The sequence below is a fragment of the Achromobacter sp. SIMBA_011 genome, assembly GCF_046535435.1.
Classification (GTDB): Bacteria; Pseudomonadota; Gammaproteobacteria; order Burkholderiales; family Burkholderiaceae_B; genus Achromobacter; species Achromobacter dolens.
Map to the genome: position 1 here is coordinate 1,430,452 of NZ_JAWRWN010000001.1, position 25,332 is coordinate 1,455,783.

23 protein-coding genes and 1 pseudogene are annotated in these 25,332 nt (G+C 68.2%); 9 read left to right on the forward strand and 15 right to left on the reverse strand.

Features of this window, described 5'->3' with window-relative positions; translation table 11 throughout:
- Positions 1-5: 5 nt before the first annotated feature.
- Positions 6-827 carry a metallophosphoesterase gene (locus SB816_RS06585; RefSeq protein WP_269872216.1) on the reverse strand — a complete coding sequence of 274 codons (822 nt, stop codon included), beginning with the start codon at positions 825-827 and terminating at the stop codon, positions 6-8.
- 71 nt (positions 828-898) lie between these two features.
- Between SB816_RS06585 and SB816_RS06590 the strand changes: the two genes are divergently transcribed.
- Positions 899-1,876, forward strand: a complete 978-nt coding sequence (locus tag SB816_RS06590; protein WP_054500844.1) for a GNAT family N-acetyltransferase — start codon at positions 899-901, stop codon at positions 1,874-1,876.
- A gap of 164 nt (positions 1,877-2,040) precedes the next feature.
- Positions 2,041-4,284 (forward strand): phosphocholine-specific phospholipase C, encoded by a 2,244-nt coding sequence (locus SB816_RS06595; protein WP_410546668.1) that lies wholly within the window; start codon positions 2,041-2,043, stop codon positions 4,282-4,284.
- A 13-nt stretch (positions 4,285-4,297) separates the two neighbouring features.
- Here the strand turns inward: SB816_RS06595 and SB816_RS06600 are convergent, their stop codons facing one another.
- On the reverse strand, positions 4,298-5,710 hold the full coding sequence (locus SB816_RS06600) for a DUF2252 domain-containing protein (protein WP_054500846.1): 1,413 nt from the start codon (positions 5,708-5,710) through the stop codon (positions 4,298-4,300).
- 111 nt (positions 5,711-5,821) lie between these two features.
- Positions 5,822-6,472, reverse strand: a complete 651-nt coding sequence (locus SB816_RS06605) for a response regulator (protein ID WP_054500847.1) — start codon at positions 6,470-6,472, stop codon at positions 5,822-5,824.
- Positions 6,473-6,749: 277 nt separating this feature from the next.
- On the opposite strand from SB816_RS06605, the gene SB816_RS06610 reads away from it, so the two are divergent.
- Positions 6,750-7,547: a hypothetical protein gene (locus SB816_RS06610; protein ID WP_410546669.1), complete on the forward strand. Its 798-nt coding sequence runs from the start codon at positions 6,750-6,752 to the stop codon at positions 7,545-7,547.
- 10 nt (positions 7,548-7,557) lie between these two features.
- Here SB816_RS06610 and gvpU read toward each other — a convergent pair whose 3' ends face one another.
- The gene (gene gvpU / locus SB816_RS06615; RefSeq protein WP_175142623.1) at positions 7,558-8,007 is read right to left on the reverse strand and encodes a gas vesicle accessory protein GvpU; all 450 of its coding nucleotides are present in this window, start codon (positions 8,005-8,007) and stop codon (positions 7,558-7,560) included.
- A 174-nt stretch (positions 8,008-8,181) separates the two neighbouring features.
- On the opposite strand from gvpU, the gene SB816_RS06620 reads away from it, so the two are divergent.
- Positions 8,182-8,568: a hypothetical protein gene (locus SB816_RS06620; protein WP_064526990.1), complete on the forward strand. Its 387-nt coding sequence runs from the start codon at positions 8,182-8,184 to the stop codon at positions 8,566-8,568.
- 27 nt (positions 8,569-8,595) lie between these two features.
- Here the strand turns inward: SB816_RS06620 and SB816_RS06625 are convergent, their stop codons facing one another.
- The gene (locus tag SB816_RS06625) at positions 8,596-9,612 is read right to left on the reverse strand and encodes a helix-turn-helix transcriptional regulator (protein WP_410546670.1); all 1,017 of its coding nucleotides are present in this window, start codon (positions 9,610-9,612) and stop codon (positions 8,596-8,598) included.
- Positions 9,613-9,728: 116 nt separating this feature from the next.
- On the opposite strand from SB816_RS06625, the gene SB816_RS06630 reads away from it, so the two are divergent.
- Positions 9,729-10,337 carry a glutathione S-transferase family protein gene (locus SB816_RS06630; RefSeq protein WP_054500851.1) on the forward strand — a complete coding sequence of 203 codons (609 nt, stop codon included), beginning with the start codon at positions 9,729-9,731 and terminating at the stop codon, positions 10,335-10,337.
- A gap of 22 nt (positions 10,338-10,359) precedes the next feature.
- On the opposite strand, the gene SB816_RS06635 is transcribed toward SB816_RS06630, so the two are convergent.
- The gene (locus tag SB816_RS06635; protein WP_410546671.1) at positions 10,360-11,661 is read right to left on the reverse strand and encodes a ParB/Srx family N-terminal domain-containing protein; all 1,302 of its coding nucleotides are present in this window, start codon (positions 11,659-11,661) and stop codon (positions 10,360-10,362) included.
- 135 nt (positions 11,662-11,796) lie between these two features.
- Here SB816_RS06635 and SB816_RS06640 point away from each other — a divergent pair, with 135 nt between their 5' ends.
- Positions 11,797-12,537, forward strand: coding sequence for an ArsR/SmtB family transcription factor (locus SB816_RS06640; protein ID WP_231133021.1), 741 nt, complete (start codon positions 11,797-11,799; stop codon positions 12,535-12,537).
- A 50-nt stretch (positions 12,538-12,587) separates the two neighbouring features.
- On the opposite strand, the pseudogene SB816_RS06645 reads toward SB816_RS06640, so the two are convergent.
- A pseudogene (locus SB816_RS06645) lies at positions 12,588-13,583 on the reverse strand (MFS transporter); the annotation flags it as partial.
- A gap of 90 nt (positions 13,584-13,673) precedes the next feature.
- On the opposite strand from SB816_RS06645, the gene SB816_RS06650 reads away from it, so the two are divergent.
- On the forward strand, positions 13,674-14,462 hold the full coding sequence (locus tag SB816_RS06650; RefSeq protein WP_054500853.1) for an AraC family transcriptional regulator: 789 nt from the start codon (positions 13,674-13,676) through the stop codon (positions 14,460-14,462).
- On the opposite strand, the gene SB816_RS06655 is transcribed toward SB816_RS06650, so the two are convergent.
- The 7 genes from SB816_RS06655 to cyoA form a co-directional block, all read right to left on the reverse strand.
- Positions 14,459-15,565: a porin gene (locus SB816_RS06655; protein ID WP_064526996.1), complete on the reverse strand. Its 1,107-nt coding sequence runs from the start codon at positions 15,563-15,565 to the stop codon at positions 14,459-14,461. The genes SB816_RS06650 and SB816_RS06655 overlap by 4 nt on opposite strands.
- Positions 15,566-15,857: 292 nt before the next feature.
- On the reverse strand, positions 15,858-17,054 hold the full coding sequence (locus SB816_RS06660) for a porin (RefSeq protein WP_116792936.1): 1,197 nt from the start codon (positions 17,052-17,054) through the stop codon (positions 15,858-15,860).
- A gap of 200 nt (positions 17,055-17,254) precedes the next feature.
- Complete coding sequence (locus SB816_RS06665) at positions 17,255-18,049, reverse strand: SURF1 family protein (protein WP_410546713.1); 795 nt, start codon at positions 18,047-18,049, stop codon at positions 17,255-17,257.
- 4 nt (positions 18,050-18,053) lie between these two features.
- Positions 18,054-18,452, reverse strand: coding sequence for a cytochrome o ubiquinol oxidase subunit IV (gene cyoD / locus SB816_RS06670; RefSeq protein WP_054415283.1), 399 nt, complete (start codon positions 18,450-18,452; stop codon positions 18,054-18,056).
- Positions 18,449-19,090 carry a cytochrome o ubiquinol oxidase subunit III gene (gene cyoC / locus SB816_RS06675; protein WP_049075869.1) on the reverse strand — a complete coding sequence of 214 codons (642 nt, stop codon included), beginning with the start codon at positions 19,088-19,090 and terminating at the stop codon, positions 18,449-18,451. Before cyoC ends, cyoD begins: the two co-directional genes overlap by 4 nt.
- Positions 19,083-21,086: a cytochrome o ubiquinol oxidase subunit I gene (gene cyoB / locus SB816_RS06680; protein ID WP_054415286.1), complete on the reverse strand. Its 2,004-nt coding sequence runs from the start codon at positions 21,084-21,086 to the stop codon at positions 19,083-19,085. The genes cyoC and cyoB overlap by 8 nt, the downstream gene beginning before the upstream one ends.
- Positions 21,087-21,160: 74 nt before the next feature.
- Positions 21,161-22,204, reverse strand: coding sequence for a ubiquinol oxidase subunit II (gene cyoA / locus SB816_RS06685; protein WP_064527038.1), 1,044 nt, complete (start codon positions 22,202-22,204; stop codon positions 21,161-21,163).
- 224 nt (positions 22,205-22,428) lie between these two features.
- Here cyoA and SB816_RS06690 point away from each other — a divergent pair, with 224 nt between their 5' ends.
- Both SB816_RS06690 and SB816_RS06695 read left to right on the forward strand, forming a co-directional pair.
- Positions 22,429-23,763 (forward strand): MFS transporter, encoded by a 1,335-nt coding sequence (locus SB816_RS06690; protein WP_410546672.1) that lies wholly within the window; start codon positions 22,429-22,431, stop codon positions 23,761-23,763.
- Positions 23,756-24,157, forward strand: coding sequence for a hypothetical protein (locus SB816_RS06695; protein WP_410546673.1), 402 nt, complete (start codon positions 23,756-23,758; stop codon positions 24,155-24,157). Before SB816_RS06690 ends, SB816_RS06695 begins: the two co-directional genes overlap by 8 nt.
- A 120-nt stretch (positions 24,158-24,277) precedes the next feature.
- On the opposite strand, the gene SB816_RS06700 is transcribed toward SB816_RS06695, so the two are convergent.
- Entirely contained in the window at positions 24,278-25,321 is a 1,044-nt protein-coding gene (locus SB816_RS06700) for a histone deacetylase family protein (protein ID WP_410546674.1), read from the reverse strand.
- Positions 25,322-25,332: the final 11 nt, after the last annotated feature.

A 25,332-nucleotide genomic window follows, 5' to 3' on the forward strand; every position in this document is an offset into this window, starting at 1 on the left:
CCGGCCTACGCGCCGCGCCTGTCCCGCACTTCCCACAACGCGTCGGGCAGGTAGCCCTCCTGCTCGCCCTTGCGGGCGTAGCCCAGCGGATTGGCGACCACGCGGCAGCCTTCCTTCTCGTAGTCCAGCGGGCAGTGCAGGTGGCCGTGCAGCCACATGTCGGCCAGCGGCAGCAGGTGGTCGAGCGCGTTGCAGAATCCGGCGGTGCCCGGCGTCACGCCGTAGCGTGGATCGGCGCTGGCCAGGCTTGGCGCGAAATGGGTGATGGCCACCGTCGGGCCGTCGAACGGCGCGCGCAGCGCCGCCTCCAGCCAGGCCTGACAGGCCAGGCCCTGTTCGCGCATCTGCTCGGCCATGAAGGGGGCGCCGTGGCGCCGCATCCGCGCTTTCTCCAGATAGAAATCGGCGGCGCGGAAGGCCTTGCCCCGCTTGGCCAGCGCCTGCGTCAGCGTGTCGCCCGGCGCGGCCAGCGCGTCGAAGTCGGTCCACAGCGTGGTGCCCACCAGCCGCACGCCGTCGAGCACCAGGGTCTCGCGCTCGAGCCAATGGATCCCCAGCGCCTCGCACAGCGTGCGCAGCCGGTCGTGGGTTTCATCGAAATCGAGGTTGTCGTATTCATGGTTGCCCGGCACATAGACCACCGGCGTCGGCCAGCCGTGGCGAGGCGAATAGCGGCCCAGGCCGAAATCGTCCGCCGTCAGTCTGGAGCGCGGTTGGTACGAGCCGATGTCGCCCGCCAGCACCAGCAGGTCCGCGCCCGCCGTCGGGTGTGCGACGAAAGTGGGGTCGGACTCCAGGTGCAGATCGGACAGCAATTGAATTTTCATGGGGCAGGGCTTGTTTTGGTTGCGATTCGCAAGTAAATTGGTTGCGACCCGCAACTTCAGGACGCGTCATCATGGATCTTATCGATTTTCCCACCCGCTCCCGGGAACAGACCATCCGCGACCTGCGGGAATTCTCGCGCAAGCTGGTGCGAGAACTGGGCTTCATGCGGCCATCGCTGGCCGGCAGCGAGCTGGCGCCGTCGGCGGTCCACGCCATCATCGAGATCGGCCTGCAGCCGGGCATCCAGGCGCGCGACCTGGCGCTGGTGCTGCGGCTGGACAAGTCCAACACCAGCCGCCAGGTCGCCAAGCTGGAGGCGGCCGGCCTGGTGGCGAGAGAGACCGACAGCGGCGACGCGCGCGCCTCGCGCCTGTCGCTGACGCCAGCCGGCCAGGACCTGCGCAGCCGCATCGATCAGTTCGCCACCGAGCAGGTGTCGCGCGCCTTGCGGCAACTGGCGCCGCCCGACCAGGAGATCCTGGTGCGCTACCTGTCGTTGTACGCCGACGCCTTGTCGCGCGAAAACCCCAACACCCGCGCCGCGCAGGCCAGCGACGCGATCGAGTCGCAGATCCAGGAAGGCTACGCGCCCGGCTGTATCGGCGACGTGGCCGGCCTGCACGCGCGCTACTACGCCCAGGCCGCCGGCTTTGGCGTGGTGTTCGAGCGCCTGGTGGCGACGGGGCTGGCGGCCTTCGCGGAGAGCCTGCCCGCGCCGGGCAAGAACCTGTGGCGCTACACCGACGGCAACCGCACGCTGGCCTCCATCGCCATCGACAGTGACCTCGCGGCGCGCACGGCGCATCTGCGCTGGTTCATTGTCGATGAATCGCTGCGCGGCATGGGCGTGGGGCGGGCCCTGCTGGCGCGCGCCATGGCCTTCGTCGACGCGCTCGACATTGACGAAACGTATCTGTGGACCTTCAAGGGCCTGGACGCCGCGCGCCACCTGTATGAGTCGGCCGGCTTCGTGCTGACACAGGAAGCCGAGGGCACGCAATGGGGCGGCGTGGTGGTCGAACAGCGCTTCAGCCGCGCGGCGCGCTGACCTCGCGCTGACGCATCTGGACACACACTGAGGCCGCGCGCACGCGCCGCGGCCCGCTTCGACGCGTCCGCTTTCACGGCGCTGTCACTTCGCATTCCTAGACTCGCTGGGGTCTTGCCGATGCTTCGCGGCAAGGTTGGTGCTCCTCTTTCCAAATCCACCCGATGACCTCCCGCCGCAACTTTCTCCAGACCGCCGCCGGCGCGGGCTTTGCCGCCGCCGCGCTCGCCGCATTTCCCCCCAGCATCCGCCGCGCCCTCGCCATTCCCGCCAACAACGCCACCGGCACCATCAAGGATGTCGAGCATGTGATCATCCTGATGCAGGAGAACCGCTCGTTCGATCACTACTTTGGCACGCTCAAGGGCGTGCGCGGTTTCGGCGATCGCTTCACCATCCCGCTGGCCAACGGCCGCGAGGTCTGGCAGCAGCAGCGCGCCAACGGCGCCGTGCTGACGCCGTTCCATATCGACGGCAGCAGCCACAACGCGCAGCGCGCGGCCGGCACGCCGCACAGTTGGGACGACAGCCAGAAGGCCTGGGACGGCGGCCGCATGGCGCAATGGCCCACGCACAAGAACGATATCTCCATGGGCTACTTCAAGGAAAGCGAGATCCCGTTCCAGTTCGCGCTCGCCAACGCCTTCACCCTGTGCGACGCCTACCATTGTTCGATGCACACCGGCACCGACGCCAACCGTTCGTTCCACCTGACCGGCACCAACGGCGCCGTGCCCACCAACACCGCCTTCGTCAACAACGAGTGGGACTGGATCGACGGCCTGCCGGCCAACGTCAACAAGGGCTACACCTGGACCACCTACGCCGAGCGCTTGGAACAGGCGGGCGTCAGTTGGATCTCGTACCAGAACATGCCCGATGAATGGGGCGACAACATGCTGGGCGCGTTCCGCGCGTTCCGCCAGGCCAACGTGAATTCCGGCTATCCGGTGTCCAGCGGCGGCGAGCCCGGCGTGCCCTATGCCAACACCGGCCAGGCGCTGCCGTACAAGGCCTACGATCCGGCCACGGACAACGCCGCCAATCCGCTCTACAAGGGCGTGGCCAACACGCTGCCGGGCGCCGCGCCCGAGAACTACCTGGACGCCTTCAGGCGCGACATCCGCGAAGGCCGCTTGCCGCAGGTGAGCTGGATGAATGCGCCGTCCATCTATTGCGAACACCCGGGCCCGTCCAGCCCCGTGCAGGGCGCCTGGTTCCTGCAGGAAGTGCTGGATGCGCTGACCGCCGTGCCCGAGGTCTGGAGCAAGACGGTGCTGCTGGTGAATTTCGACGAGAACGATGGCTACTTCGACCATGTGCCGTCGCCGTCCGCGCCGTCGCGCGATGCCGGCGGCAACCCGGCCGGCAAGACCACGCTGGCCGATGCCGACATGGCGTTCGAGTACTTCACGCACGCCTCGCCCGCCGGCAGCACGACCCAGCCGGCGACCAAGGACGGCCGCGTCTACGGCCCCGGCCCGCGCGTGCCGATGTTCGTGATCTCGCCCTGGAGCCGCGGCGGCTGGGTCAACTCGCAGGTGTTCGACCACACCTCGGTGTTGCGTTTCCTGGAGGCGCGCTTCGGTGTGGCCGAGCCCAACATCAGCCCGTTTCGCCGCGCGGTCTGCGGCGACCTGACCAGCGCCTTCAACTTCAAGACGCCCAACGCCGAAGCGCTGCCGACGCTGGCCGGGCGCGCCACGCGCGCGGCCGCCGACCAGTTGCGCAGCGCGCAGGAAGCCCTGCCGCAGATGCCGCTGCCCACCGACATGCAATTGCCGCTGCAGGCCAGCGGCACGCGCCCGTCGCGCGCGCTGCCCTACGAACTGCACACCAGCGCGCGCTGCGCCGCGGCCGGCACGGTGGAACTGGTGTTCGCCAACACGGGCACGCAGGGCGCGGTGTTCCACGTCTACGACCGCTATCACCTGGACCGGCTGCCGCGCCGCTACGCGGTCGAGGCCGGCAAGACCCTGTCCGACACCTGGAACGCGTTGCTGGACAACCTGGGCAGGTACGACCTGTGGGTGCTGGGCCCGAACGGCTATCACCGCCATTTCAAGGGCGACACCCACCGCATCGCCGCCAGCGGTTCGCTGCCCGAGATCCGGGTCTGCTACGACATTGCCAATGGCGAGGTCTACGCCGAGTTCCTCAACACCGGCGCCAACGCCTGCACCTTCACCGTGACGCCGCAGGCCTACCGGCAGGACGCGCCGTTGGCGCTGGAGGTCGCGGGCGGGGGCAAGGCCACGCGCAATTGGAGCCTGGCGGCCAGCGGCCAGTGGTATGACTTTGCCGTCACCTGTTCCAGCGATCCGGCGTTCTACCGCCGCTTCGCCGGCCGCGTCGAGACCGGCGCGCACACGGTGAGCGATCCGGCCATGGGCGTGGCCGGCGCCTGAGGGCCGGACGCGCTCAGACGCGGAAGTCCGCCGCCATGTCCTCGTCCGTGCGCATGGGCAGCTTGCCCGCGCGGCAGGCCTCGAGGAAGCGGCGGTAGTCCTTTTCGTTCTGCCGCGCGTAGCCCTGCGCGTACGCCAGCAGCGCCTCGGCGAACGGGCCCGCGCGTCCCATGTACGCGGCCAGCTCCACCGAGTGCCCGCTGGCCTTGGCATGGGCCCGCGCCAGCGCGCGGCCGCACATGCGGGCGTAGCCGGTCAGGATCTTCTGGTTGAAGCTCTCGACGTCGGCTGAGACTTTCATGTCGCGCAACTGGCGGAAATAGTAGTGCTTGCCGCGCGGCCCGGTGGCCCAACCCAGGAAGATGTCGCTGGCCGCCTGCAGCAGCCGCTGGCCCGTCACCACGCGATATCCGTCATGCGCGGGCGCCCTGTCGCGGGCATAGCGGGCGATGACGGATTCACGCGCTTCCTTGGCCTGCAGGAACAGCGGATTGCCCCAACTGTCCACCATCAGCATCACCAGGCAGACCGTGCCCACGCTGCCCACGCCCACCACCTTGAAGACCACGTCCTGCGCCGCGAAGTGCTTGAGCAGTTCGCGCCGGTCCGGCGCCAGGCTATCGAGATAGCCGGCGTAGCATTTGGCCATCTTCTTCTTCCAGGTCGGCGTGTCCGGCCAGTGCTCGGCCTTGCCCAGCAGTGTCACCGGACCGCTGGGGTGGAACATGGCCGGCGGCGCGTCGCGGATGCGCCAGTGGCCGCCTTCCATGTACGCCATCTTGTGCAGCATGCTCTCGTTGGTGCGGCCGGCGGCCTTTTCCATGGCGCGGCTGATCAGCCGGCGGCCCTCGGCGGTTTCCGCGTCCTGCAGCATGCGTTCGAAGGTGATGCCCTCGTACCACACGTCGAGCGTGCTGTTCTGCGCGTACTCGTTCATGCGCAACTGGTATTCGCAGGCGGCCGCCATGACGATGTCGGCGCTGTCGCCGCGGCCGTAGCCCATGTGCGCCGCCGCCACCGCAAGGCTGGCGGTCAGCCGCTTGATATCCCATTCCCACGGGCCGGTGGCGGTTTCGTCGAAATCGTTCAGGTCGAACAGCAACTGCCGCTCGGGCGTGGCGAAGCCGCCGAAATTGAGCAGGTGGGCGTCGCCGCAGATAGGGATGGAGATGCCGGTATGCGGGGTGCCGGCCAGGTCGTGCGCCTGCAGGATGGCGGCGCCGCGAAAGAAGGCGAAGGGCGAGGCCGCCATGCGGCCGTAGCGCAACGGGATCAGGGCCTGTACCCGTCCGGCGCTATTGATCCGCAGCAACCGGATCGGGTCCCGGTCGACATTGCCGAGGGCGGCGTGGGACGAGCGCTTGACGTGCTCCCGGGCTTTTTGCCCGTTGGACCTGCGCGCTTGAATGCTGTCTGTTTCGAGCATGGCGGTTCCCTGGTCGCGGACCGGTGCCGATGACCGGCCTGTCGCCAGGAGTGTAGCGGGACTGGGCGCCTTGTGGGTGTTCCCGCGCGAGCGGCGGCCGCCCGCGGAGCCTCATTGGAACATGCCGTGCTCGACACAGAACGCCACCAGTTCCTGGTCGGTGCGCACGCCCAGCTTGCGCATGGCCGACATCTTCTGGCCGCTGACGGTCTTGACGCTGCGCTTGAGGCAGCCGGCCACCTGCATCATCGACTCGCCGCGCACGAAATGCCGCAGCACTTCGAACTCCTTGGGCGAGAGGCTGTTGATGCGCTCGCCGATGAGCGCGCCGTGTCCCGCCGGCGAGCGGCGCCGCGGCAGGCCGGGCGGATAGTATTTGCGGCCGCGTTGCAGCGCCTGCAGGGCGGTGACGATCTCGTTCGGGCTGTCGTGCTTGAAGACCACCGCATCCACGCCGGCGTCGTACAGCGCCGACACGATCATGGGGTTGGAAACCATGGTCAGCACCACCACGCGGACGCCGGGGTAGTGGCGGATCAGGTACTTGACCAGGCGGATGCCATCGCCGTAGAGGTCGTCGCCGGGCATGGCGTAGTCGGTGATGACCACCTGCGGCGCGTCGCGCGCAAGCTGTTCGACCAGCGCCGTGGGCGTGTCGAGCGCGGCGACGACCTCGAAGCCCAGGTGCTTTTTCAGCAGGTCGGCCATGGCCATCAGGACCAGCGGATGGTCGTCGGCGATGGCGATACGGAGTCGTTGCATGCGAAGCGGGGTCAGGTTGGCCGGGGAGACAGACGAATTATTCCGCATCGGCGGCCGGTCGCGGAACGCATGGCGCCGAAGCCGGACGAGGCGAGAGGATTCCAGGATTGAGAATTTTCCTGTTCAATCGCTTCCCCGCCTTTGGCACCATCGTCCTCATATCTGCTGTCTTCCGTCCGACGCGGCCGGCATTGCGGCGTGTCCACGCCTTCATGAGGTTCCATGATGTTCTCCCCCACGCGCCGCCCCTGGCCGGCGCCCGTGGCCCGCTTCCGCCATGCGTGACCCCGTTTCCGCCTGGCCTGCGCGAAAGGAAACCCTGTTCCTGCGGTTCCAGCCGGTCTTCACCGCGCAAGGCCGTGTGCATGAGTACGCGGTCGCGGACGGCTTCACGCCGTGGAGCGGCGGCGCGGACAACCTTGCGCCGCAACGCGCGCGCCTGCGCGCCGCGGCGGCCTTCGCCGAGCAGTCCGGCGCGCTCATCGACCTGTCTTTCGAACACGCGCTGGCCGGGCCCGGCGACGCCGACCTGGCGCAGCGCCTGTGCACCGATCTCGACATGGGCCTGACACGCGACCAACTCTGCCTGGGTGCGCGCGCTGGCGGCAAGCGCGCGCACCTGGCGACCCGGCGCCTGACTTTCCTCCTGCCCTTGTTCCAGCGCCTGTTGCCCCAGGCGTCCGTTCTGGCCAGCTATGCCGAATTCCAGCCCGGCTTGCGGGCGCAATTGCTGCCCGCCACCTGCGGCGGCGAACCGGTGGCCTGTGGCGCGCTGCGCGTCTGCGGCCTGACCCTGAAGATTCCGCGCGGGCTCGGCGCCGACCGCTCGCTGCAGCAGCGCTTTTGCGCCGTGATGGCGTGCATCGAGGATGCCAAGCTGCAGGTGCTCGCCGACGACATAGAAGACATTCACGATTTCGTCTGGCTGCGTGCGCACCCCGGACTGCTGTTTCGCGGCGCCATGCTGTCCGCGCCACTCAGCGCGCAATGCCTGGCGGTCTGGCTGCAGGCTGACGGCGGGGCCTGGCGCAGCTTCAACGCCTGCGTCCACCGGCCCGGCCCTGGCGCCGGCTAGCGTAGCCCGTTCAGGCGGCCTGCAGGCGGCCCAGGATGAAACCGTCCACGGCGCTGCTGCGGCCGCGCCACAGCGTCGGCTGGCCCGCGATCGGCGTGCCGTCCGCGGTGAAGAACAGGGCGTCGGCCAGGTGGATGTAGTTGGGCAGGGGTTCGGCCGGTTGCGGCAGCCGGAACACGTCGCCCAGTTCCGACAGCGAGGAGCGCACCGATCCCCGCGCCTGGTCGTCCATGTCCGACAGCGAATCGGCGAAGGCTTCGGCGAAACGGTCGAAGTACTCGGCGCCCGACACGATCGAACCGGACACCAGCATGCCGCCCATCTGCAGCGTCACGCCGATGCCCTTGAGCTGGCCGCCATTGTTCACCAGGTTCACCAGGAACTGCAGGAAAACGTCGGCTGGCGGCGCGGCGACGGCGGGGGCGGGCTGGGATGAGGTGGGGGTCGGTTCGAAATTCATGACGGCACAGGCTCCGGAATGTGCGAGGGAGTCACAAGATACTCGAACTGCGGCGGGCGCGCATCGGGGCAATCGGCGGAGAAACAGCCGGATCGGGCGTCATTCCGGTGCATCGGTCCGGCGGCCGGGAGAGTAACTTGCGAACCATCGTGTTTTCCTCAGACTAGGCTGACCATGATCACCGTGAATTCCAGGAATGCCGCCGACGCGGCCGATCCTCGCCAATCTTCGTCGTTCGCCGCGGGCGCCGGCGAGGCCTTCCGCGCCGCGTTCCAGGACGCGCAGCAGCGCGGCGCCTCGGCGCTGGGCGGTGGCGTGCGCGGCGCTTCGCCGGGCGCCGCCTCGGAGTCCGAGCAGGAATTCATGGACTATGCCTCCATGTCGCTGCAGGACAAGATGTTCTACGCGGCGCTGGCCTCCCTCGGGATCTCGAAGAAGGACTACGACGCGATGTCGGCGGCCGACAAGCTCAAGATCGCCGAAAAGGTCTCGCTGGTCATGCAGCAATTGGCCAGGGCCGAACAGGCCAAGCAGGCCGATCAGGCGCGTTCCGGCGCCTGATCGGCGCGCGCCGTGGCGCCGCCGGCGTTACGGCGCGGGCGGCGTCAATCCGCCTGTTGTCGACGCCTGTTCGCGCGCGGCATGGCGCTGCAGCATGCGGTCGACGCGTTCGCTCGCCTGCCGCAGGCGCTGTGCCAGCGCCGTGGGCGCCAATACATCGAACTCCACGTCCAGCGACATCAGCCAGTAGGCCAGCGCGTCCGGTGACTGGCCCGCGCAGCGCAGCAGGCAGCGGCCGGGGTCGAGCGTTTCGAGATCGCCAGCCCATGGCGGAATGCGCGCCGCCATTGCCGCCCGCGGCGCGTGCAGGATGACGCGGGCGTCTTCGGCATTCGGCGCCTGGCCCACCGATCGCGCGACATACGCGCGCAGGTCGCCGCCGTCGGGCGGCGGCCGTGGGCGGAAATGCGCGCCCGGTGTCACGCCGCCGGCGGCGATGCGGTCGAGCCGGAACGTGCGCCAGTCGTCGCGCGCCGGATCCCAGGCGACCAGGTACCAGCGCCAGCCCGTGTGCGCCAGCCCCTGCGGCTCGACCTGGCGCGTGCTGGCCTGGCCACGGCCGTCGATGTAGTCGAAGCTCACGCGCAACTGGTCGCGGCAGGCGGCCGCCAGCGCGGCCAGCAGGCCCGCATCCACCGACGGCGTGTGGCGCGCCAGCGGCACCAGCGCCGAGCGCAACGCATCCACCTTGTGCCGCAACCGCGCCGGCATCACCTGTTCCAGTTTGACCAGCGCCCGCAGCGCGGCTTCCTCGATGCCGGCAACCGTGCCGGTGGCGGCGGTGCGCAGGGTGATCGCCACCGTCAGGGCCTCGTCGTCATCCAGCAGCAGGGGCGGCAGCGCGTGCCCGGCGCGAAAGGCGTAGCCGCCGGCCACACCGCTGCTGGCCTGGATCGGGTAGCCCAATTCACGCAGCCGGTCGATATCGCGCCGCAAGGTGCGCGGGTGCACCGCGAGCGCCTGCGCCAGCTCGCCGCCGGCCCAGTGGCGGCGGGTCTGCAGGAGGGACAGCAGGCGCAGGAGACGGTTGCTGGAGGTGAGCATGGCGTGACGGTAAAGCAAATCGAGGGCGGAATCTGTCCGCAATCGATTCTACAGTTCACGCCATCGCCGGTGGCCATGGGGCCGCGGCGGGAATCCACGAAACCGGAGTATTTCCCATGTCCATCGTCTTTTATTGGCACCCCCAGTCCAGCGCTTCCCCGATCGCCGCCGCCCTGGCCGAACTGCAGGTTCCTCACGAGCGTGTAAAGGTTGACATCCGCGCCGGCGAACAGCGCCGTCCCGAATTCCTGGCGATCAATCCGAATGGCAAGGTGCCGACGCTGACCGTGGACGGCGCGCCCCTGTTCGAAGCGTTGGCGATCCAGTTGTGGCTGGGCGAGCAATGGGGCGTCGAGCGCGGCCTGTGGCCCGCCGCGGGCACGCCGCAACGGCTCGCCGCGATGTCCTGGAGCGCGTGGGCTTATGTATCGTACGGCGCGGTGCTGTGGCGTCTGTTCCACGTCGGCCACGGCGAGGAAGGCCAACGCGATCCGCGCCACGCGGAGCGGGCGCGGGCCGACCTGGACGTCTTGCTGGCGGTGTTGGATGGCCACCTGACGCGCCAGGCCTGGATGCTGGGCGACGAATACTCGTTGGCCGACCTGGTGGTGGGCTCGGTGATCGGCTACAGCACGATGCTCGGGGCGCCGGTGGCGGCGCACCCGAAGGTGCAGGCTTGGCTGGCCAAGGTGCAGGCGCGGCCGGCCATGCAGATCGACCGCTGAGGCGGCGTTGCCGCCCCGGCGCCTACCAGCCCCAGCAGGTGCCCGCGGCCGGCTTGCCGCAGGCGCGATAGTTGACGGCGAACCACAGCTTGCCGGCGCCGCGCGGGCTGCCGTCGGCCTTGACGTCGTTGCGCGGCAATTCTTCCAGCGTGTCGCGCGCCGTCTTGGTGGGCGAGCCGCTGGGAGCGCCCGCCACCAGCGGGATGCGGCCCAGGCTGGCGGCCGTGCGGTCCTGGAAAACGATGTCGGTCTCGGCCAGCGCCGTCATCTTCAGGGCGGCGTTGCGCACGGCGGCGGCATAGCCGTCGTTGGCGCCGGTGGGCGCCAGCGCCGCGCTCAGCGTGCTGACCGTCAGGATCTGCGCGGGCGTGGCCGGCGCCACCATCGCGTACTGGTCCAGGCCGGGCAGCAGATTGGCGGCCACCTGGCGGCGGAGCCAGTCGCCCCACAGGAATTCGGCGAATTCCGGCAGGCTGCCATTGCTGTAGGCGATGTCGCGGGTGAAGTACACCAGCGAGCGGTAGCGGTCTTCCTGCATGCCGCCGGGTTCCTGCGCGTTGGCGATGCCCACGCGCGTCGGTAACTGGTCCACGGTGATGGGCTGGTTCTGGCCGTCGCGCAGCCAGGCCTTGCGCTCATCGACCATGCGCTGCCAGAAGGCCGCGGCGGTGCCGGCGCCGCTGTAGTTGGCGTCGACCTTGACCCACACCGGCAGCTTGGGGCCGCCATCGAAGATCTCGCGCAGCGACGAGAACGTGTGATGGCCGTCGGTCAGGTACAGGTTGCCGTCCCACCCCACCACCACCGTCTTCAGGTTGGCGGGGTTGGCCCCGAACGCGGCCGTGCAACTGAAGGTCGTCGGCTGGTCCAGGCGCGCGGCCTGCAGTTGGGCGATGGAGGTGAACGCCTGTGACGTGGTGGCGCCCATGTCCTCGCAATAATCGCTGAACTTCTTGCCGACCGTGCGGTTCAGGTAGTCCAGTTGCTTGGTCGCGTCGGCCGCCCAGGTGGGGCGGTTGAAGTCGCCCTGCCAGCGGCCCAGCTTGTAGTAGATCTGGTCATAGCCGATCGCGGCCTGGGTCGGGCGCAGTTCCTCGATGCGCACCTTGATCACGTCGCCCGGCCGCGCCGACAGGTAGGCCGGGTTGCGCGTGTCGGTCGGTGGCGCCGGGTTCTGCGCGACGGGGCTGTCGTCGTCACCATCCTTGCTGCCGTTGCAGGCTGCCAGCAGCAGCGGCAGCGCGGCCAGGGCGAGGATCCGCAGCGCGGGGCGCCAGCGCGCGGCGAAAGGGCGGGGAAGGTCGGAGTCGGGCGTGCGGGGCATGGATGAGCGTATCGGGTTCGACAGGGAAGTATCCAATGATGACAGCTACGTGTTTCGTGTTCATTGCATTGTCACGCCAGGCGTTGTTCAAGGCGCCGCGCGACGGGCCCGGACCCAATGCTAAGATCGCCGCCAATGACCGCGCCACCGCTCCAGACCCCTCTCGCGGCCGAACTGGCCGAACTCGCCCGCACGCTGGGCAACGCCCACCGCCTGGTGCTGCTCGAGCATATCGCGCAGGGCGAGCGCCCTGTCGAACGGCTGGCCGAATTGTCAGGCCTGTCGGTCGCCAACACTTCGCAGCATCTGCAGCAATTGCGCCGCGCCGGTTTCGTTGCGACCCGGCGCGATGGCAAGCATGTGTATTACCGGCTCGGCACCGCGCCTATCGCCGGGCTGCTCAATGCGCTCGGGGCCGTGGCGCAGCACAACCGCAGCGAGATCCGTCGCCTGGTGGCCGACAGCCAGGATCGTCGCGACGGCCTCGAGGCCATCTCGCGCGACGAACTGCTCAGCCGCCTGGGCGAAGGCGGCATGACGCTGCTGGACGTGCGGCCGGCCGACGAATTCGCGCAAGGCCACCTGCCCGGGGCCCTCAACATCCCCGCCGATGAACTGCTCGAGCGGCTCGGCGAATTGCCGGCCGGGCACGAGATCGTGGCCTATTGCCGCGGCCCGTTCTGCGTGCTGTCCTCCGATGCCGTCGCCACGTTGCGCGCGCACGGCCTGCGCGCCCGCCGGCTCGACGCCGGCTTTCCCGACTGGCGCGCCAGCAGCAGCCAGAGCGCCAGTCCCAGCCATGCCAGCGACAGCGGCCGGGGCGTGTCGAAAGGCAGCCATGAGGTGGCCGCCAAGCCCACGCCCAGCAGGCTGTAGTAGGCCAGGCCGAACAGGGCGCCGGCGCGTCCCAGGCAATGCCCGTAGCGCCGCAGCGCCGGTCCCAGCAGGTTGGGTATCGCCAGGCCATAGCCCGCGAACAGCGGCAGCGCCGTGGCGGCCCATAGCCAGCCCGGTTCCGGACGCCAGGCCATGGCGGCGGCCTGCGCCGCCGCGCCAAGCGCGACGCAACGCAGGCCGTAGCGCACCCGGCGCTCGGCATCGGCCGAGGCGGGCAGCCGGCGGTTGGCGGCGGCGCCCAGGCTGCCGACCAGCGCCACGCCCAGGCCCACCCAGCCAAAGCCCAGCCCGGGCAGCGGGCCCGTCATGAACGGCCCGGCGGCATAGAAGGAAAACACCAGCAGGTTCAGGCCGGCGACCCGCAGCACCGCCAGGCGCAGCGCGCCGTCGGCCAGCATGGCGCGGCCTAGCGCCGCCAGCGGTGTGTGCCCTGCCGGGGCAGGCCGGGTCTCGTGCCAGCGCCAGGCGACCGATCCCAGCAGCAACGTGACCGTCGCGGCGAGCGCCGCCAGCACCCCGGCATAGCCTTGCCGGTCGGCCAGCCATTGGCCCGTCAGGGGCCCGACGGCGGGCGACCACGCCAGCACCGTGCCCAGCGTGACGAAGTAGCGCGTCAGCCGCGGGCCGCTCAGGCAATCGCGCAGCGCAGTCTGCGTCACCACCGAGCAGGCTGCCAGACCCAGCGCCTGGACAAAGCGGCCGGCCAGCAGCCAGCCGTAGTGCGGCGCGGCCAACGCGCCCAGCGTACCGGCCAGCCCGGTGGCCAGGCCGGCCAGCATCGCGGGGCGGCGGCCCCACATGTCCGCCAGATGCCCCCACAGCAACACCCCGGCGGCAAAACCGATAAAGAACACGCCCATGACCGGCTGCGTGGCGGCGGCGTCCAGGCGCCAATGGCGCGCCAGGTCTGGCAGGGCGGGGGCGAGAATGGTCTCGGCGATCTGCGGCAGGGCCAGCAGCGCGATGATGAGCCAGGGCGGGGGCAGGGCGCCTTGGGCGGGCGCGAAAGCAGGATGGGATGACATGCGACGACCGTGATGCGAAAAGTCGCTAGCGTAGGCGCGCGGGGGTGTGCAAAATCACGACATCTCGCCATAAAACATCGTCAATCGGACATGCCCGCCTATCTCCCCGACGCCGTCGAAGATCCGGACCTCGTCGCCTGCCCCGTGGTGGGCATGGCGATCGACACCCGCGCGCACGCGTCCGACTGGCATGCGCATCAGCGCGCGCAGTTGCTGTATCAGGCCGAAGGCGGGGTGACCCTGTATCTCACCGACCGGGTGGGGCAACTGGCGCCGCTGCAGGCGGCCTGGCTGCCGGCCGGCTGCGTGCATCGCACGGCCATGCAGGGCACATTTGCGTATCGCAGCCTGTATTTCGATGTGTCGGTCTATCCCGGCCTGCCGCGCGAGCCGCAAATCCTCGACGTCAATCCGCTGTTGCGCGAGCTGATCGTGCGCGTTACGCAATGGCCATCCGACCGGCCGCTGGATGGGCCGCGACAGCGCCTGGTGGGCGCATTGCTGGATGAACTGGCCGCCGCGCCCGCGGCGCCGCTGCACCTGCCCATGCCGCGCGACCGGCGGCTGGCGCCGATCGCGCGCGAATTGCTGGCAAACCCGGCCTGCGCGTTGTCAATCGACGACTGGGGCCGACGGGTGGGCGCCAGCGGCCGCACCCTGGCGCGCGCATTCCTGGCGGAGACCGGCCTGCCGTTCACGCGCTGGCGCACGCAATGCCGCCTGCTGATGGCGCGGGCCCGGCTGGCCGAAGGCGCGTCCGTCACGGAAGTGGCGCACGCCGTGGGCTATGCCAGCGACAGCGCCTTCATTGCCATGTACCGGCGCGCCTACGGCGAGCCGCCGGGGCGCCGGCAGCGCCGGCGCGACCCGTTGCCTTAGAACACGTGGCGGATGCCGACGCCGGCGGCGGTGCTCTTGAGGCCGTCGATGAACGCGTAGTCCTTGCCGTACGAACCATAGGCGTACAGGTTGGTGCGCTTGGACAGGTCGTAGGTGTAGCCCACGCTCCAGACGTTCATGTTGGCGTCGCCGCCGGTCAGGCGGTCGTTGGACGGCGAGACGTGCTGCCATGATGCGAACAGGCTGCTGGCGCCGCCCACGGGCATCGTCGCGCCCAGCATGTAGGCGTTGGCCTTGAAGCCGTCCACGTAGCGGTTGGTGCCGAACTCGTCGCTGAAGGGCGTGCCCGCCGGCAGGTCCTGGCCGACGAACCAGCCGTCGGTGGTGCGGCCATAGGCGGCGGCAAGCTTCACCACTTCCAGGTCGTACGATGCGCCGATCGCGTACTGGCGCGGCGTGGCGCCGTGGTCGATGGAGGCGCGGTTCGAGCCGTTGAGCTGGTCGTAGGTCAGCGTGACGTTGACCGGACCTTCAACGTAGCGCAGGCCGGCGGTGATGCCGCGCGAGTTGTCGTTGGTGCGGAAATGGGTCTCGTCGCTGTTGGTATCGTCGACGTTGAACGAATAGCCCGCGGCGAACTGGAAGCCGCTCATCGAGGGGCTGCGGTACATCACCATGTTGTCCCAGCGCATGGTGTTGGCCGCGCTGAAACCCAGGCCCAGGTTCGATTGGGTGTAGCTGGTGTAGAAGGGGTCGATGTCGGCCAGGTAGTTCGAGCCGACCGTGGCCTGGCGGCCGAATTCGATGGTGCCCCAGGCGTCGTTGGCCAGCCCGAGGGTGGCCTGGCGACCAAACAGGCGACCGCTCTGGCCGCGGGTGCCGTTGCCCGAATCGAAACCGCTTTCCAGCGTGAACACGGCGCGCAGGCCATCGCCCAGGTCTTCGGATCCGCGCAGGCCCCAGCGGGAGCCGGCCTGGATGCCGTTGATCATGCCGAGCTTGCTGCCGTCATAGCCATTGCCCTTGATCTTGTTGTAGCCAATGCCGGTGTCGATGACACCATAGAGAGTGACTGACGTTTCTGCCTGAGCGACGCCTGCAAAAGTGGTCAACATTGCGGCTGCGAGCAGCGTCTTTTTCATCCGTGGAACTCCTTGCTGTAGAGGGGAAAAAATAAAGGGAACAACACGTTGAGCATGACGCCCAACGCGGTTCCCAAACCCTAGTGTAGGTCAAAAAGTCCTATTTCCTGCCAAAAACCGTGATTTTCTGTCTATTTGTATCGGAATCATGGGTCCGTTCTTCCCCCAAAGCCGGGCAAACGGGCCAGGGCGCTGCGTATCGCCATAGGCCAAGGCAAAAAAAACCGCCACGGAGCGGGTCCGTGGCGGTGTCTTGCGCATGAGGCCGGCAGGGCCGGCTTGGCGCGGATGCTTAGAACAGGTGGCGCAGGCCGATGCCGCCGGCGCTGCTCTTCATGCCTTCGATGAAGGCATAGTTCTTGCCGTACGAACCGTAGGCGTAAACCATGGTGCGCTTGGACAGGTCGTAGGTGTAGCCCACGCTCCAGATGTTCATGGTGGCGTCGTCGCCAGTCAGCTTGTCGTTGGACGGGGAGACGTGCTGCCACGAGCTGAACAGGTTGCTCGTGCCGCCCAGCGGGAGGGTCGCGCCCAGCATGTACGAATTGGCCTTGAAGCCGCCCGCGTAGTGCATGGTGCCGAGCTTGTCGTTGAGCGCCGGGTTGGCCGCCAGGTCCTGGCCGACGAACCAGCCGTCGGTGGTGCGGCCGTAGGCGGCGGCCAGTTTCAGCACTTCGAGGTCGTACGAGGCCGCCACGGCGTACTGGCGCGGCTTGACCGAATGGTCGAATTCCACCCGCTCGCCGTCGACCATGACAGGGGCGCCCTCGGCATCGAGCTTGCGCGCCGAGTTCGAGCTGTTGAGCTGGTCATAGGTCAGCGAGACGTTCAGCGGGCCTTGGACGTAGCGCAGGCCGGCGGTGATGCCGCGCGCGTTGTCCGCGGTGGCGAAGCCGCTCTGGTTGTCGTCGCTGCTGTCGGCGTTGAAGGAGTAGCCCAGTGCGAACTGGAAGCCGTCAGTCCAGGCGCTGCGGTACATGACCATGTTGTCCCAGCGCATGGTGTTGGCGGCGCTGAAGGACGTGCCGATGTTGGCCTGGGTGAAGCTGGTGTAGAAGGGGTCGATTTCAGCCAGGAAGGTGCCGCCGACGGTGGTCTGGCGGCCGAACTCCAGCGAGCCCCAACTGTCGTTGGCCAGGCCGACGGTGGCCTGGCGATTGAACAGGCGGCCTTGTTGCGCCGTGCCGTTGCCCGAGTCGAAGCCGCTTTCGACCGTGAACATGGCGCGCAGGCCGTCGCCCAGGTCTTCCGAGCCGCGCAGGCCCCAGCGCGAGCCGGCCTGGACCCCGTTGATCATGCCGATGCGGCTGGCGCCGACGTCTTTACGCAGAGGCTGGCCGGCAGCGTTGTTGCCGGCGTCGACGGTGCCAGAAACCTTGTTGTAGCCGATGCCGGTGTCGATGACACCATAGAGCGTGACCGACGTTTCCGCCTGGGCAATGCCAGCAAAGGCGGTCAGCATGGCGGCTGCGAGCAGCGATTTTTTCATCCGGAGAACTCCTTGAGTGGGGATGGCAAGGGGAACGAAGCGGCGGGCTTGCGGCCCGCCCTGTTCCCGATTGCCTGTGTAGATTGCACTCAAGCATTCTCGGCCAACCGTCACGTATTTCCGGTCATCTGCGTCGATTGTCGGACTGATTGACGGGGGCTCGTCCCTCTCTGGTGAGGCGCTTTCGCAACAGGGGCCAGTCAGCGGCGCGCGCGCAGCCGCCGTTCCTCGCGCACCACGATGCCGGCGCCGACGATGATCATCGCGGCCAGGGCGTACCAGGTGATGGCGTAGACCAGGTGGTTGTTGGGAAAGGTCAGCGTCGTCAGGCCGCCGACCGGCGCCTGCGTCGGATCGCGGCCGGCGCCGGGGGCGGCGTCGGCGTCGATGAAGTAGGGCGCCACCTCGCCCAGCCCGCGCGCCTGGGCGATGGCGGGCAGGTCACGCGAATACCAGAGGTTGGCGGCCGGATCGTTGTTGCGCAGGAAGCCGTTGCCCGGCTCGCCCATGCGCAGCAGGCCGTCGACCTTGACCGGGCCGGCGTCGGCCTCGGCCTGGCCGCCGGCCGCCTGGCGCTTGCGCCATTCGGGCAGCACGAAGCCGCGGTTGACCAGCACCGTGCCGCCGCCATCAGCCAGTTGCAGCGGCGTCATGACCCAGTAGCCGCTGCCCAATTCGGTGGCGGCCTGCACCAGCGTCTGCTTGTCGTACTGGTAGGCGCCGCTGGCCGACACGCGGCGGTATTCGGCGTTGTCGGAGGTCAGGGCCGGCCAGTCGGCGCGCGCGGGGGCGGGCGTGGCGGGCGCGTGCGCCCGCTGCTCCACCTGCGCGATCAGGTTCTGCTTCCAGGCCAGGCGATGCACCTGCCAGGTGCCAAGGGCGCACAGGCCCGCGAACAGCGCGGCCGCAACCACGCCCAGGATGACCAGGGTGGTTGCGCTGCGGGGATTGCGGGGGGGGTCGCCGGAATGCGTAGAGTCTTTTGTTGCCGCCATCACGTCAGGGCATATTCCGCATGTCGTGGATCGACATGGGCATCATGTTGGAGTTCAAGTGGTACATGATCCAGATGGATCCGCTGAGCGTGATCACGACCAGCACCAGCGTGAATATTAACGCCAACATGTTCCAGCCGCTTTCGGACTTGGCATCCATGTGCAGGAAATAGATGATGTGCACCACGATCTGCACCGCCGCGAACGCCAGGATGATCAGCGCCGTGGTGCGCGAGCTTTCGAACACGCGGTCCATCACCAGCCAGAACGGGATGGCGGTCAGGATGGCCGCCAGGATGAAGCCGGTGACGTAGCTTTTCAGGGTGCCATGGGCGGCGCCGTCGTCATCGTCGTGATGGCCGTGATCGTGGCCGTGGCCGGCGTGGTCGGCATGGGCGTTCATGGCAGCACTCCCATCAGGTAGACAAAGGTGAACACGCCGACCCAGATCAGGTCCAGGAAGTGCCAGAACATCGACAGGCACATCAGCCGGCGGCGGTTCTCGGGGATCAGGCCGTGCATGCGCACCTGCACCATCATCGTCACCAGCCAGACGATGCCGAACGTGACGTGCAGCCCGTGCGTGCCCACCAGGGTGAAGAACGACGACAGGAAGGCGCTGCGCTGCGGCCCGGCGCCGATGTGGATCAGATGCGCGAACTCATACAGTTCCAGCGACAGGAAGCCCAGCCCCAGCAGGCCGGTGACCGCCAGCCAGCCTTGCGTGGCGCCGACCCGGTTGCGCCGCATCTCCAGCATGGCGAAGCCGTAGGTGATGGACGACAGCAGCAGCAGCGAGGTGTTGACCGCCACCAGCGGCAGGTCGAACAGGTCGGCGCCGGACGGGCCGGCGGCGTAGTTGCGCCCCAGCACGCCGTAGGTGGCGAACAGGCAGGCGAAGATGAGGCAGTCGCTCATCAGGTACACCCAGAAGCCCAGCAGCGTGCCGTTCTTCGGGTGGTGTTCGCCGGCCACGTGGAACACGGGCTCGGCGGGCGGCGCGGCGCCGCCATGCAGGGGGGGAGCCAGGGTATCAGACATGTTTCGCCAACAGGTGGGTGCGGGCGTCCTCCGTGCGCACGACCTCGTCGGCCGGCACGTAGTACTCGCGCTTGTAGTTGAAGGTATGGACGATGGACACGACGATCAGCGCGGCGAACGACAGCACCGCCAGCGGCCACATGTGCCAGATCAGCGCGAAGCCCATCACCACGCTGATGGCCGCCAGCACGATGCCGGCCCAGGTGTTCTTGGGCATGTGGATGGGGATGAAGCCGGCCTGCGGGCGCTGGTAGCCGTGCTGCTTCATCTGCCACCAGGCATCCTGGTCATGCACGCGCGGCGTGAAGGCGAAGTTGTAATTGGGCGGCGGCGAGGAGGTGGACCATTCCAGCGTGCGGCCGTCCCACGGGTCGCCGGTGAAGTCGCGCAGCGATTCGCGGCGCCGGTAGCTCACCACCAACTGGATCAGGAAGCAGGCGATGCCGATGGCGATCAGGAAGGCGCCGAACGCGGCCACCTGGAACCAGATCTGCAGCGACATGTCCTCGAAATGGTTGACGCGGCGCGTCACGCCCATCAGGCCCAGCACGTACAGCGGCATGAAGGCGAAGTAGAAGCCCACCAGCCAGAACCAGAACGAGCACTTGCCCCAGAACGGATCGAGCTTGTAGCCGAAGGCCTTGGGGAACCAGTAGGTGATGCCGGCCATCAGCCCGAACAGCACGCCGCCGATGATGACGTTGTGGAAGTGGGCGATCAGGAACAGGCTGTTGTGCAGCGCGAAGTCGGCCGGCGGCACCGCCAGCAGCACGCCCGTCATGCCGCCGATCACGAAGGTGACCATGAAGCCCAGCGTCCACAGCATCGGCACCTCGAAGCGGATGCGGCCGCGGTACATGGTGAACAGCCAGTTGAAGATCTTGGCGCCGGTCGGGATCGAGATGATCATGGTGGTGATCCCGAAGAACGAGTTCACGCTGGCCCCGGACCCCATGGTGAAGAAGTGGTGCAGCCACACCAGGTACGACAGCACCGTGATCACGACCGTGGCGTACACCATTGATGCGTAGCCGAACAGGCGCTTGCGGCAGAAGGTGGCGACCACCTCCGAGAAGATGCCGAAGGCCGGCAGGATCAGGATGTAGACCTCCGGGTGGCCCCAGATCCAGATCAGGTTCACGTACATCATGGCGTTGCCGCCGAAGTCGGCCGTGAAGAAGTTGGTGCCGACGTAGCGGTCCATCGACAGCAGCGCCAGCACCGCGGTCAGCACCGGGAACGCCGCCACGATCAGCACGTTGGTGCACAGCGCGGTCCAGGTGAAGATCGGCATGCGCATCAGCGACATGCCGGGCGCGCGCATCTTGACGATGGTGACTAGCAGGTTCACCCCGGACAGCAATGTGCCGACCCCCGCGATCTGCAAGGCCCATATGTAGTAGTCGACCCCCACGTCCGGACTCTGCGCGATGCCCGATAAAGGCGGATACGCCAGCCAGCCGGTGCGGGCGAACTCGCCCACGAACAGCGACATCATCACCAGTACCACGCCGCCGGTGGTCATCCAGAAGCTGAAGTTGTTCAGGAACGGAAAGGCCACGTCGCGCGCGCCGATCTGCAGTGGCACCACGTAGTTCATCAACCCCGTGACCAGCGGCATGGCCACGAAGAAGATCATGATGACGCCGTGCGCCGTGAAGATCTGGTCGTAGTGGTGCGGTGGCAGGTAGCCGGTGGAATCGCCGAAGGCCACGGCCTGCTGCAGCCGCATCATGATGGCGTCGGCGAAGCCGCGCAGCAGCATCACCAGGCCCAGGATCATGTACATGATGCCGATCTTCTTGTGGTCGATGCTGGTGAACCACTCGCGCCACAGGTAGCCCCACTTGCGGTAGTAGGTGATGCCGCCCAGCACCACGATGCCGCCGATCGCCACCATGGCGAAGGTGGCCAGCAGGATCGGCTCGTGGAAGGGGATGGCGTCCCAGGTCAGGCGACCGAAGATCAGCTTGGTGAGGTCTGGTTGATCAGTCATCTCGGTTTCCAGGGCTCGGTTTCCAGGGGGAATACCTTGATTTCACGCGATGCGCCGTGGCGGCGGCGCGGACGCTACAGCGCCAGTTCCGCCGCCGAGGTGCACATGGCGCCGACATACTTGCGCGGCGGCGCATCGGCCAGGCCCAGGCGTTCGCGCGTGGCCTCGTCCAGGCTGGCGATGTTGCGCGCGCCGGGGATGCCCATGCCGCCGCCGGCGTCGATCGCCATGGCGTCCTTCATGCACATGCGGTTCGGTTCCACGCAGCGATTGACGATGGCGTCGAACAGGCCGGGCGCGACGCTGGCGTAGCGCTGCACCGGGTTGCGTTCGCTGGGTTGTTCCAGTTTCAGGTAGGTGTCGCGGCCGAGCGTGGCGCCGGAGGCGCGGGCGTCGGCGATCCACTTGTCGAAGCCCTGCTGGTCCAGGCCGTGGAAGCGGAAGCGCATGCCGGAAAAGCCCGCGCCGCTGTAGTTGGCCGACAGGCCTTCGTATTCGCCGGGGTGGTTGATGACCGCGTGCAGCGTCGTCTGCATGCCCGGCATGGCGTAGATCTGGCCGGCCAGCGCCGGGATGAAGAAGGAGTTCATCACCGTGGACGAGGTGATCTTGAACTGGATCGGGCGGTCGACCGGCGCGGCCATTTCATTGACCGCGGCCACGCCCTGTTCGGGGTAGAGGAACAGCCACTTCCAGTCCAGCGCCACCACTTCGACCACCAGCGGCTTGGTGCCGGCCGGCACTTCGCGGCCTTCGGACAGGCGCGCCAGCGGGCGGTAGGGATCGAGCTGGTGGGTGCTGACCCAGGTGAGCGCGCCCAGCGCGATGATGATCAGCAGCGGCGCGGCCCAGATCAGCAGCTCCAGCATGGTGGAGTGGTTCCAGTCGGGGTCGTAGTGCGCGTCGCGGTTGCTGGCGCGATAGCGCCACGCGAACAGGAAGGTCAGGAAGATCACCGGCACGATGATCAGCAGCATCAGGCCGGTGGAGATGATGATCAGGTTGCGCTGCTGCACCGCGATGTCGCCTGATGGCGAGAGCAACACCGCATTGCATCCGGAGAGCAATGGCAGGGCGGCTAACAGCAACAATCCGCGGAACCTTGGGAAAGACGGCATGGCCATACCCCGAAACGTAACCGTGGGAGGTAAACGCAACACTACGCTGGAAGCCGCGAAAAATCTAGGGTAAAAAGAGCAAAAGTATGCACGGAAAGGCGTGCGGGGCAGGGCCGGGCGAGATCGCGCCGCGGTCCACGGGGCCTTGGCGCATGTGTGTACGAGTGTGTTGCAAAAAGCGTAGACAAGGCGTTTTTCAAAACCTCCTTTCAGCGAGCACTCACATGGCGACCACCACGCAGTATCCCGGTCATGCCTCTGCCTTGCCCGGTCCGGGCGCGCCAGGGGGTGCGGCCAGCCACGCCAAGGTGGCGCCGGGCGAAATCGCCGTGGGGGTCGTCATCGGACGCGCCTCCGAATACTTCGACTTCTTCGTCTTCGGCATCGCCTGCGTGCTGGTGTTTCCACGGGTGTTCTTCCCGTTCGAACCGCAGCTCGAAGGCACGCTGTGGGCCTTCGTCATCTTCTCGTTCGCGTTCATTGCGCGTCCCATCGGCACGGCGGTGTCGATGGCGATCCAGCGGCGCTGGGGGCGCGGCACCAAGCTCACCATCGCGCTGTTCCTGCTGGGCACCGCCACGGTCGGCATGGCCTTCCTGCCGGGCTACAACGTCATCGGCTCGCACGCCATCGTGCTGCTGGCGGTGTTCCGCTGCCTGCAGGGGCTGGCCTTCGGCGGCTCCTGGGACGGGCTGCCGTCCTTGCTGGCCCTGAACGCGCCGCCCCAGCGCCGCGGCTGGTACGCGATGCTGGGCCAGTTGGGCGCGCCTATCGGCTTCATGATCGCCAGCGCGCTGTTCCTGTTCCTGCACCTGACGCTGACCGAGGCGGACTTTCTCGACTGGGGCTGGCGCTATCCGTTCTTCGTCGCCTTCGCCATCAACGTGGTGGCGCTGTTCGCGCGGCTGCGGCTGGTGCTGACCGAGGAATACACGCAACTTCTCGAAGAAGGCGAACTGGAACCCATCAGCACCACGCAGATGGTGCGCGAGCAGGGTTACAACCTGTTCCTGGGCGCGTTCGCGGCGCTGGCCAGCTATGCGCTGTTCCACCTGGTGACGGTGTTCCCGCTGTCGTGGATCGCGGTCAGCGCCACGCAGCAGATCTCCGATGTGCTGATCGTGCAGATCATCGGCGCGGGCGTGGGCATCCTGGGCACCATCGCCTCGGGCTGGATCGCCGACCGCATCGGCCGGCGCACCACGCTGGGCCTGCTGGCCGCGCTGATCGGCGTGTTCGCGCTGTTCACGCCATGGCTGCTGGGCGGCAGCCCCAAGGCGCAGGACGCGTTCATCCTGATCGGCTTCGCGCTGCTGGGGCTGTCGTACGGCCAGGCGTCGGGCACCGTCACGGCCAACTTCACCAAGCGCTTTCGCTATACCGGCGCCGCATTGACCACCGACATGGCCTGGCTGGTTGGCGCGGCCTTCGCGCCGCTGGTGGCGCTGGGCCTGTCGGCGCGTTTCGGACTGGTGGCGGTCAGCATCTACCTGCTGTCGGGCACCGCCTGCACGCTGCTGGCGCTGCGCATCAACAAAGCGCTGGAAACGCGTGACTGACGGGAAGATGGCGCCAGTACGCGGCAGCGACACGGGGACTTCGTTCAATTGGGCGCGCGCCCTGGTGCTGGGCGCGTTGCTGATCGCCATCGCCATGTATCGGCCGCTGGATCCGCAGGTCATTCCGGCCTGGTATCGCGCCGCGGGCGACGCGTTCTTTGTCATCGTATGCATGCTGGCCGCGGCGCTGGGCCGTGGCGCGGGCTTTCGCGATATCTGGTCGCGCGGCTTCGTCTCCGGTTTCCTGCTCTACAGCCCGGCCTGGCTGCAAGGTGGTACGCCGCCCGCGGCCGCGCCGTGGCTGCCGACCTTGCTGGTCGGACTGTTGCTCGCCTGGCCTTTGCTGTGGCTGTGCGAGGCGCTGTGGTGGCGGCGCGGGACGCGCGGCGCCTGATCCCGGAAAAGATCGCCGCGCCCGAGGGCGCGGCAGGCGTGGCGCGGAACCGCCGGTCCGGGCTGTCCGCCCGCGTCGCGCGGGTCAGCGCCGGCGATCCTGCCATCTGGCTGCGTCCACTCAGCCGGCGTAGCCTTCCAGCACGTTGGCGACGTTGACGCCGACCTCGGCCACCGCGTAGCCGCCTTCCATGGTGAACACCGCGGGCAGGCCCAGCCGGGCCAGCCGCGCGCCCACCCGCAGGTAGTCGGCGCTGCGCAGCTTGAACTTCGAGATCGGATCGCCTTCGTAGGTGTCCACGCCCAGCGCGATCACCAGCGCGTCCGGCTTGAAGCGGCCGATGGCGGCCAGGCCCTGTTCCAGCGCCTCGGTCCAGCCGGCGAAGTCGGTGCCCGCCGCCAGCGGCAGGTTCAGGTTGGCGCCCAGGCCGGCGCCCTGGCCGGGTTCGTCGGCATAGCCCAGGAAGAAGGGATATTCGGTGGTCGGGTCGCCATGCACCGACACGGTCAGCACGTCGCCGCGCTCGTAGAAGATGCTCTGCGTGCCGTTGCCGTGGTGGTAGTCGATGTCCAGCACCGCGACGCGCTCGGCGCCGGCCTCGCGCAGCGCCTGCGCCGCCAGGGCGGCGTTGTTCAGGAAGCAGTAGCCGCCGAAGAAGTCGGCGCCGGCGTGATGGCCGGGCGGGCGCGTCAGCGCCATGGCGGCGCGCGGACCGTGGCCGCCCGCGACCGCGCGCGCGGCGTCGATGGCGCAGGCCGCGCCGGCGGCCGCGGCTTCCCAGGTGCCCGCCGTCAGGGGGCTGCCACTGTCGAACGAGAACAGGCCGACGCGCGCGGCGAAATTGCTGGGCGCGATGTCGTGGCGGAAGCCGCGCACCGGCCATACCGACGGCAGGATGTCGAGCTCGGCGTTGGCCGGGTCCAGCGCGATCCAGTCGGCCCAGGCGCGTTGCAGGAAGTCGACGTAGCGCGCGCTGTGCACGCGGCGGATCAGGTCCAGGTCGGGCGCGGCCGGCGCCCGCAGCGTGCCGATGCCGCGCTCGCGCAGGGCGTCCAGCACGTATTCGAGCCGGGCCGGGGTCTCGTGACAGGGCACCAGCCTGCCGCGGAACATTTCCTGGCGGCCATCGTGTTTGCCGTGGACGGGATTGTGGAAGATAAGCACGGTAGCGTCTG

Bases quoted from the DNA above. Each gene is read 5' to 3' on its own strand.
- SB816_RS06600 (WP_054500846.1), bottom strand. From the start codon at position 5,710: ATGCTCGAAACAGACAGCATTCAAGCGCGCAGGTCCAACGGGCAAAAA.
- SB816_RS06660 (WP_116792936.1), bottom strand. From the start codon at position 17,054: ATGAAAAAATCGCTGCTCGCAGCCGCCATGCTGACCGCCTTTGCTGGC.
- SB816_RS06690 (WP_410546672.1), top strand. From the start codon at position 22,429: ATGGCGACCACCACGCAGTATCCCGGTCATGCCTCTGCCTTGCCCGGT.
- gvpU (WP_175142623.1), bottom strand. From the start codon at position 8,007: ATGAATTTCGAACCGACCCCCACCTCATCCCAGCCCGCCCCCGCCGTC.
- SB816_RS06655 (WP_064526996.1), bottom strand. From the start codon at position 15,565: ATGAAAAAGACGCTGCTCGCAGCCGCAATGTTGACCACTTTTGCAGGC.
- cyoA (WP_064527038.1), bottom strand. From the start codon at position 22,204: ATGCCGTCTTTCCCAAGGTTCCGCGGATTGTTGCTGTTAGCCGCCCTG.
- SB816_RS06605 (WP_054500847.1), bottom strand. From the start codon at position 6,472: ATGCAACGACTCCGTATCGCCATCGCCGACGACCATCCGCTGGTCCTG.
- SB816_RS06620 (WP_064526990.1), top strand. From the start codon at position 8,182: ATGATCACCGTGAATTCCAGGAATGCCGCCGACGCGGCCGATCCTCGC.
- SB816_RS06610 (WP_410546669.1), top strand. From the start codon at position 6,750: ATGCGTGACCCCGTTTCCGCCTGGCCTGCGCGAAAGGAAACCCTGTTC.
- cyoC (WP_049075869.1), bottom strand. From the start codon at position 19,090: ATGTCTGATACCCTGGCTCCCCCCCTGCATGGCGGCGCCGCGCCGCCC.
- SB816_RS06595 (WP_410546668.1), top strand. From the start codon at position 2,041: ATGACCTCCCGCCGCAACTTTCTCCAGACCGCCGCCGGCGCGGGCTTT.
- SB816_RS06630 (WP_054500851.1), top strand. From the start codon at position 9,729: ATGTCCATCGTCTTTTATTGGCACCCCCAGTCCAGCGCTTCCCCGATC.
- SB816_RS06625 (WP_410546670.1), bottom strand. From the start codon at position 9,612: ATGCTCACCTCCAGCAACCGTCTCCTGCGCCTGCTGTCCCTCCTGCAG.
- SB816_RS06585 (WP_269872216.1), bottom strand. From the start codon at position 827: ATGAAAATTCAATTGCTGTCCGATCTGCACCTGGAGTCCGACCCCACT.
- cyoD (WP_054415283.1), bottom strand. From the start codon at position 18,452: ATGAACGCCCATGCCGACCACGCCGGCCACGGCCACGATCACGGCCAT.
- cyoB (WP_054415286.1), bottom strand. From the start codon at position 21,086: ATGACTGATCAACCAGACCTCACCAAGCTGATCTTCGGTCGCCTGACC.
- SB816_RS06665 (WP_410546713.1), bottom strand. From the start codon at position 18,049: ATGGCGGCAACAAAAGACTCTACGCATTCCGGCGACCCCCCCCGCAAT.
- SB816_RS06650 (WP_054500853.1), top strand. From the start codon at position 13,674: ATGCCCGCCTATCTCCCCGACGCCGTCGAAGATCCGGACCTCGTCGCC.
- SB816_RS06640 (WP_231133021.1), top strand. From the start codon at position 11,797: ATGACCGCGCCACCGCTCCAGACCCCTCTCGCGGCCGAACTGGCCGAA.
- SB816_RS06635 (WP_410546671.1), bottom strand. From the start codon at position 11,661: ATGCCCCGCACGCCCGACTCCGACCTTCCCCGCCCTTTCGCCGCGCGC.
- SB816_RS06590 (WP_054500844.1), top strand. From the start codon at position 899: ATGGATCTTATCGATTTTCCCACCCGCTCCCGGGAACAGACCATCCGC.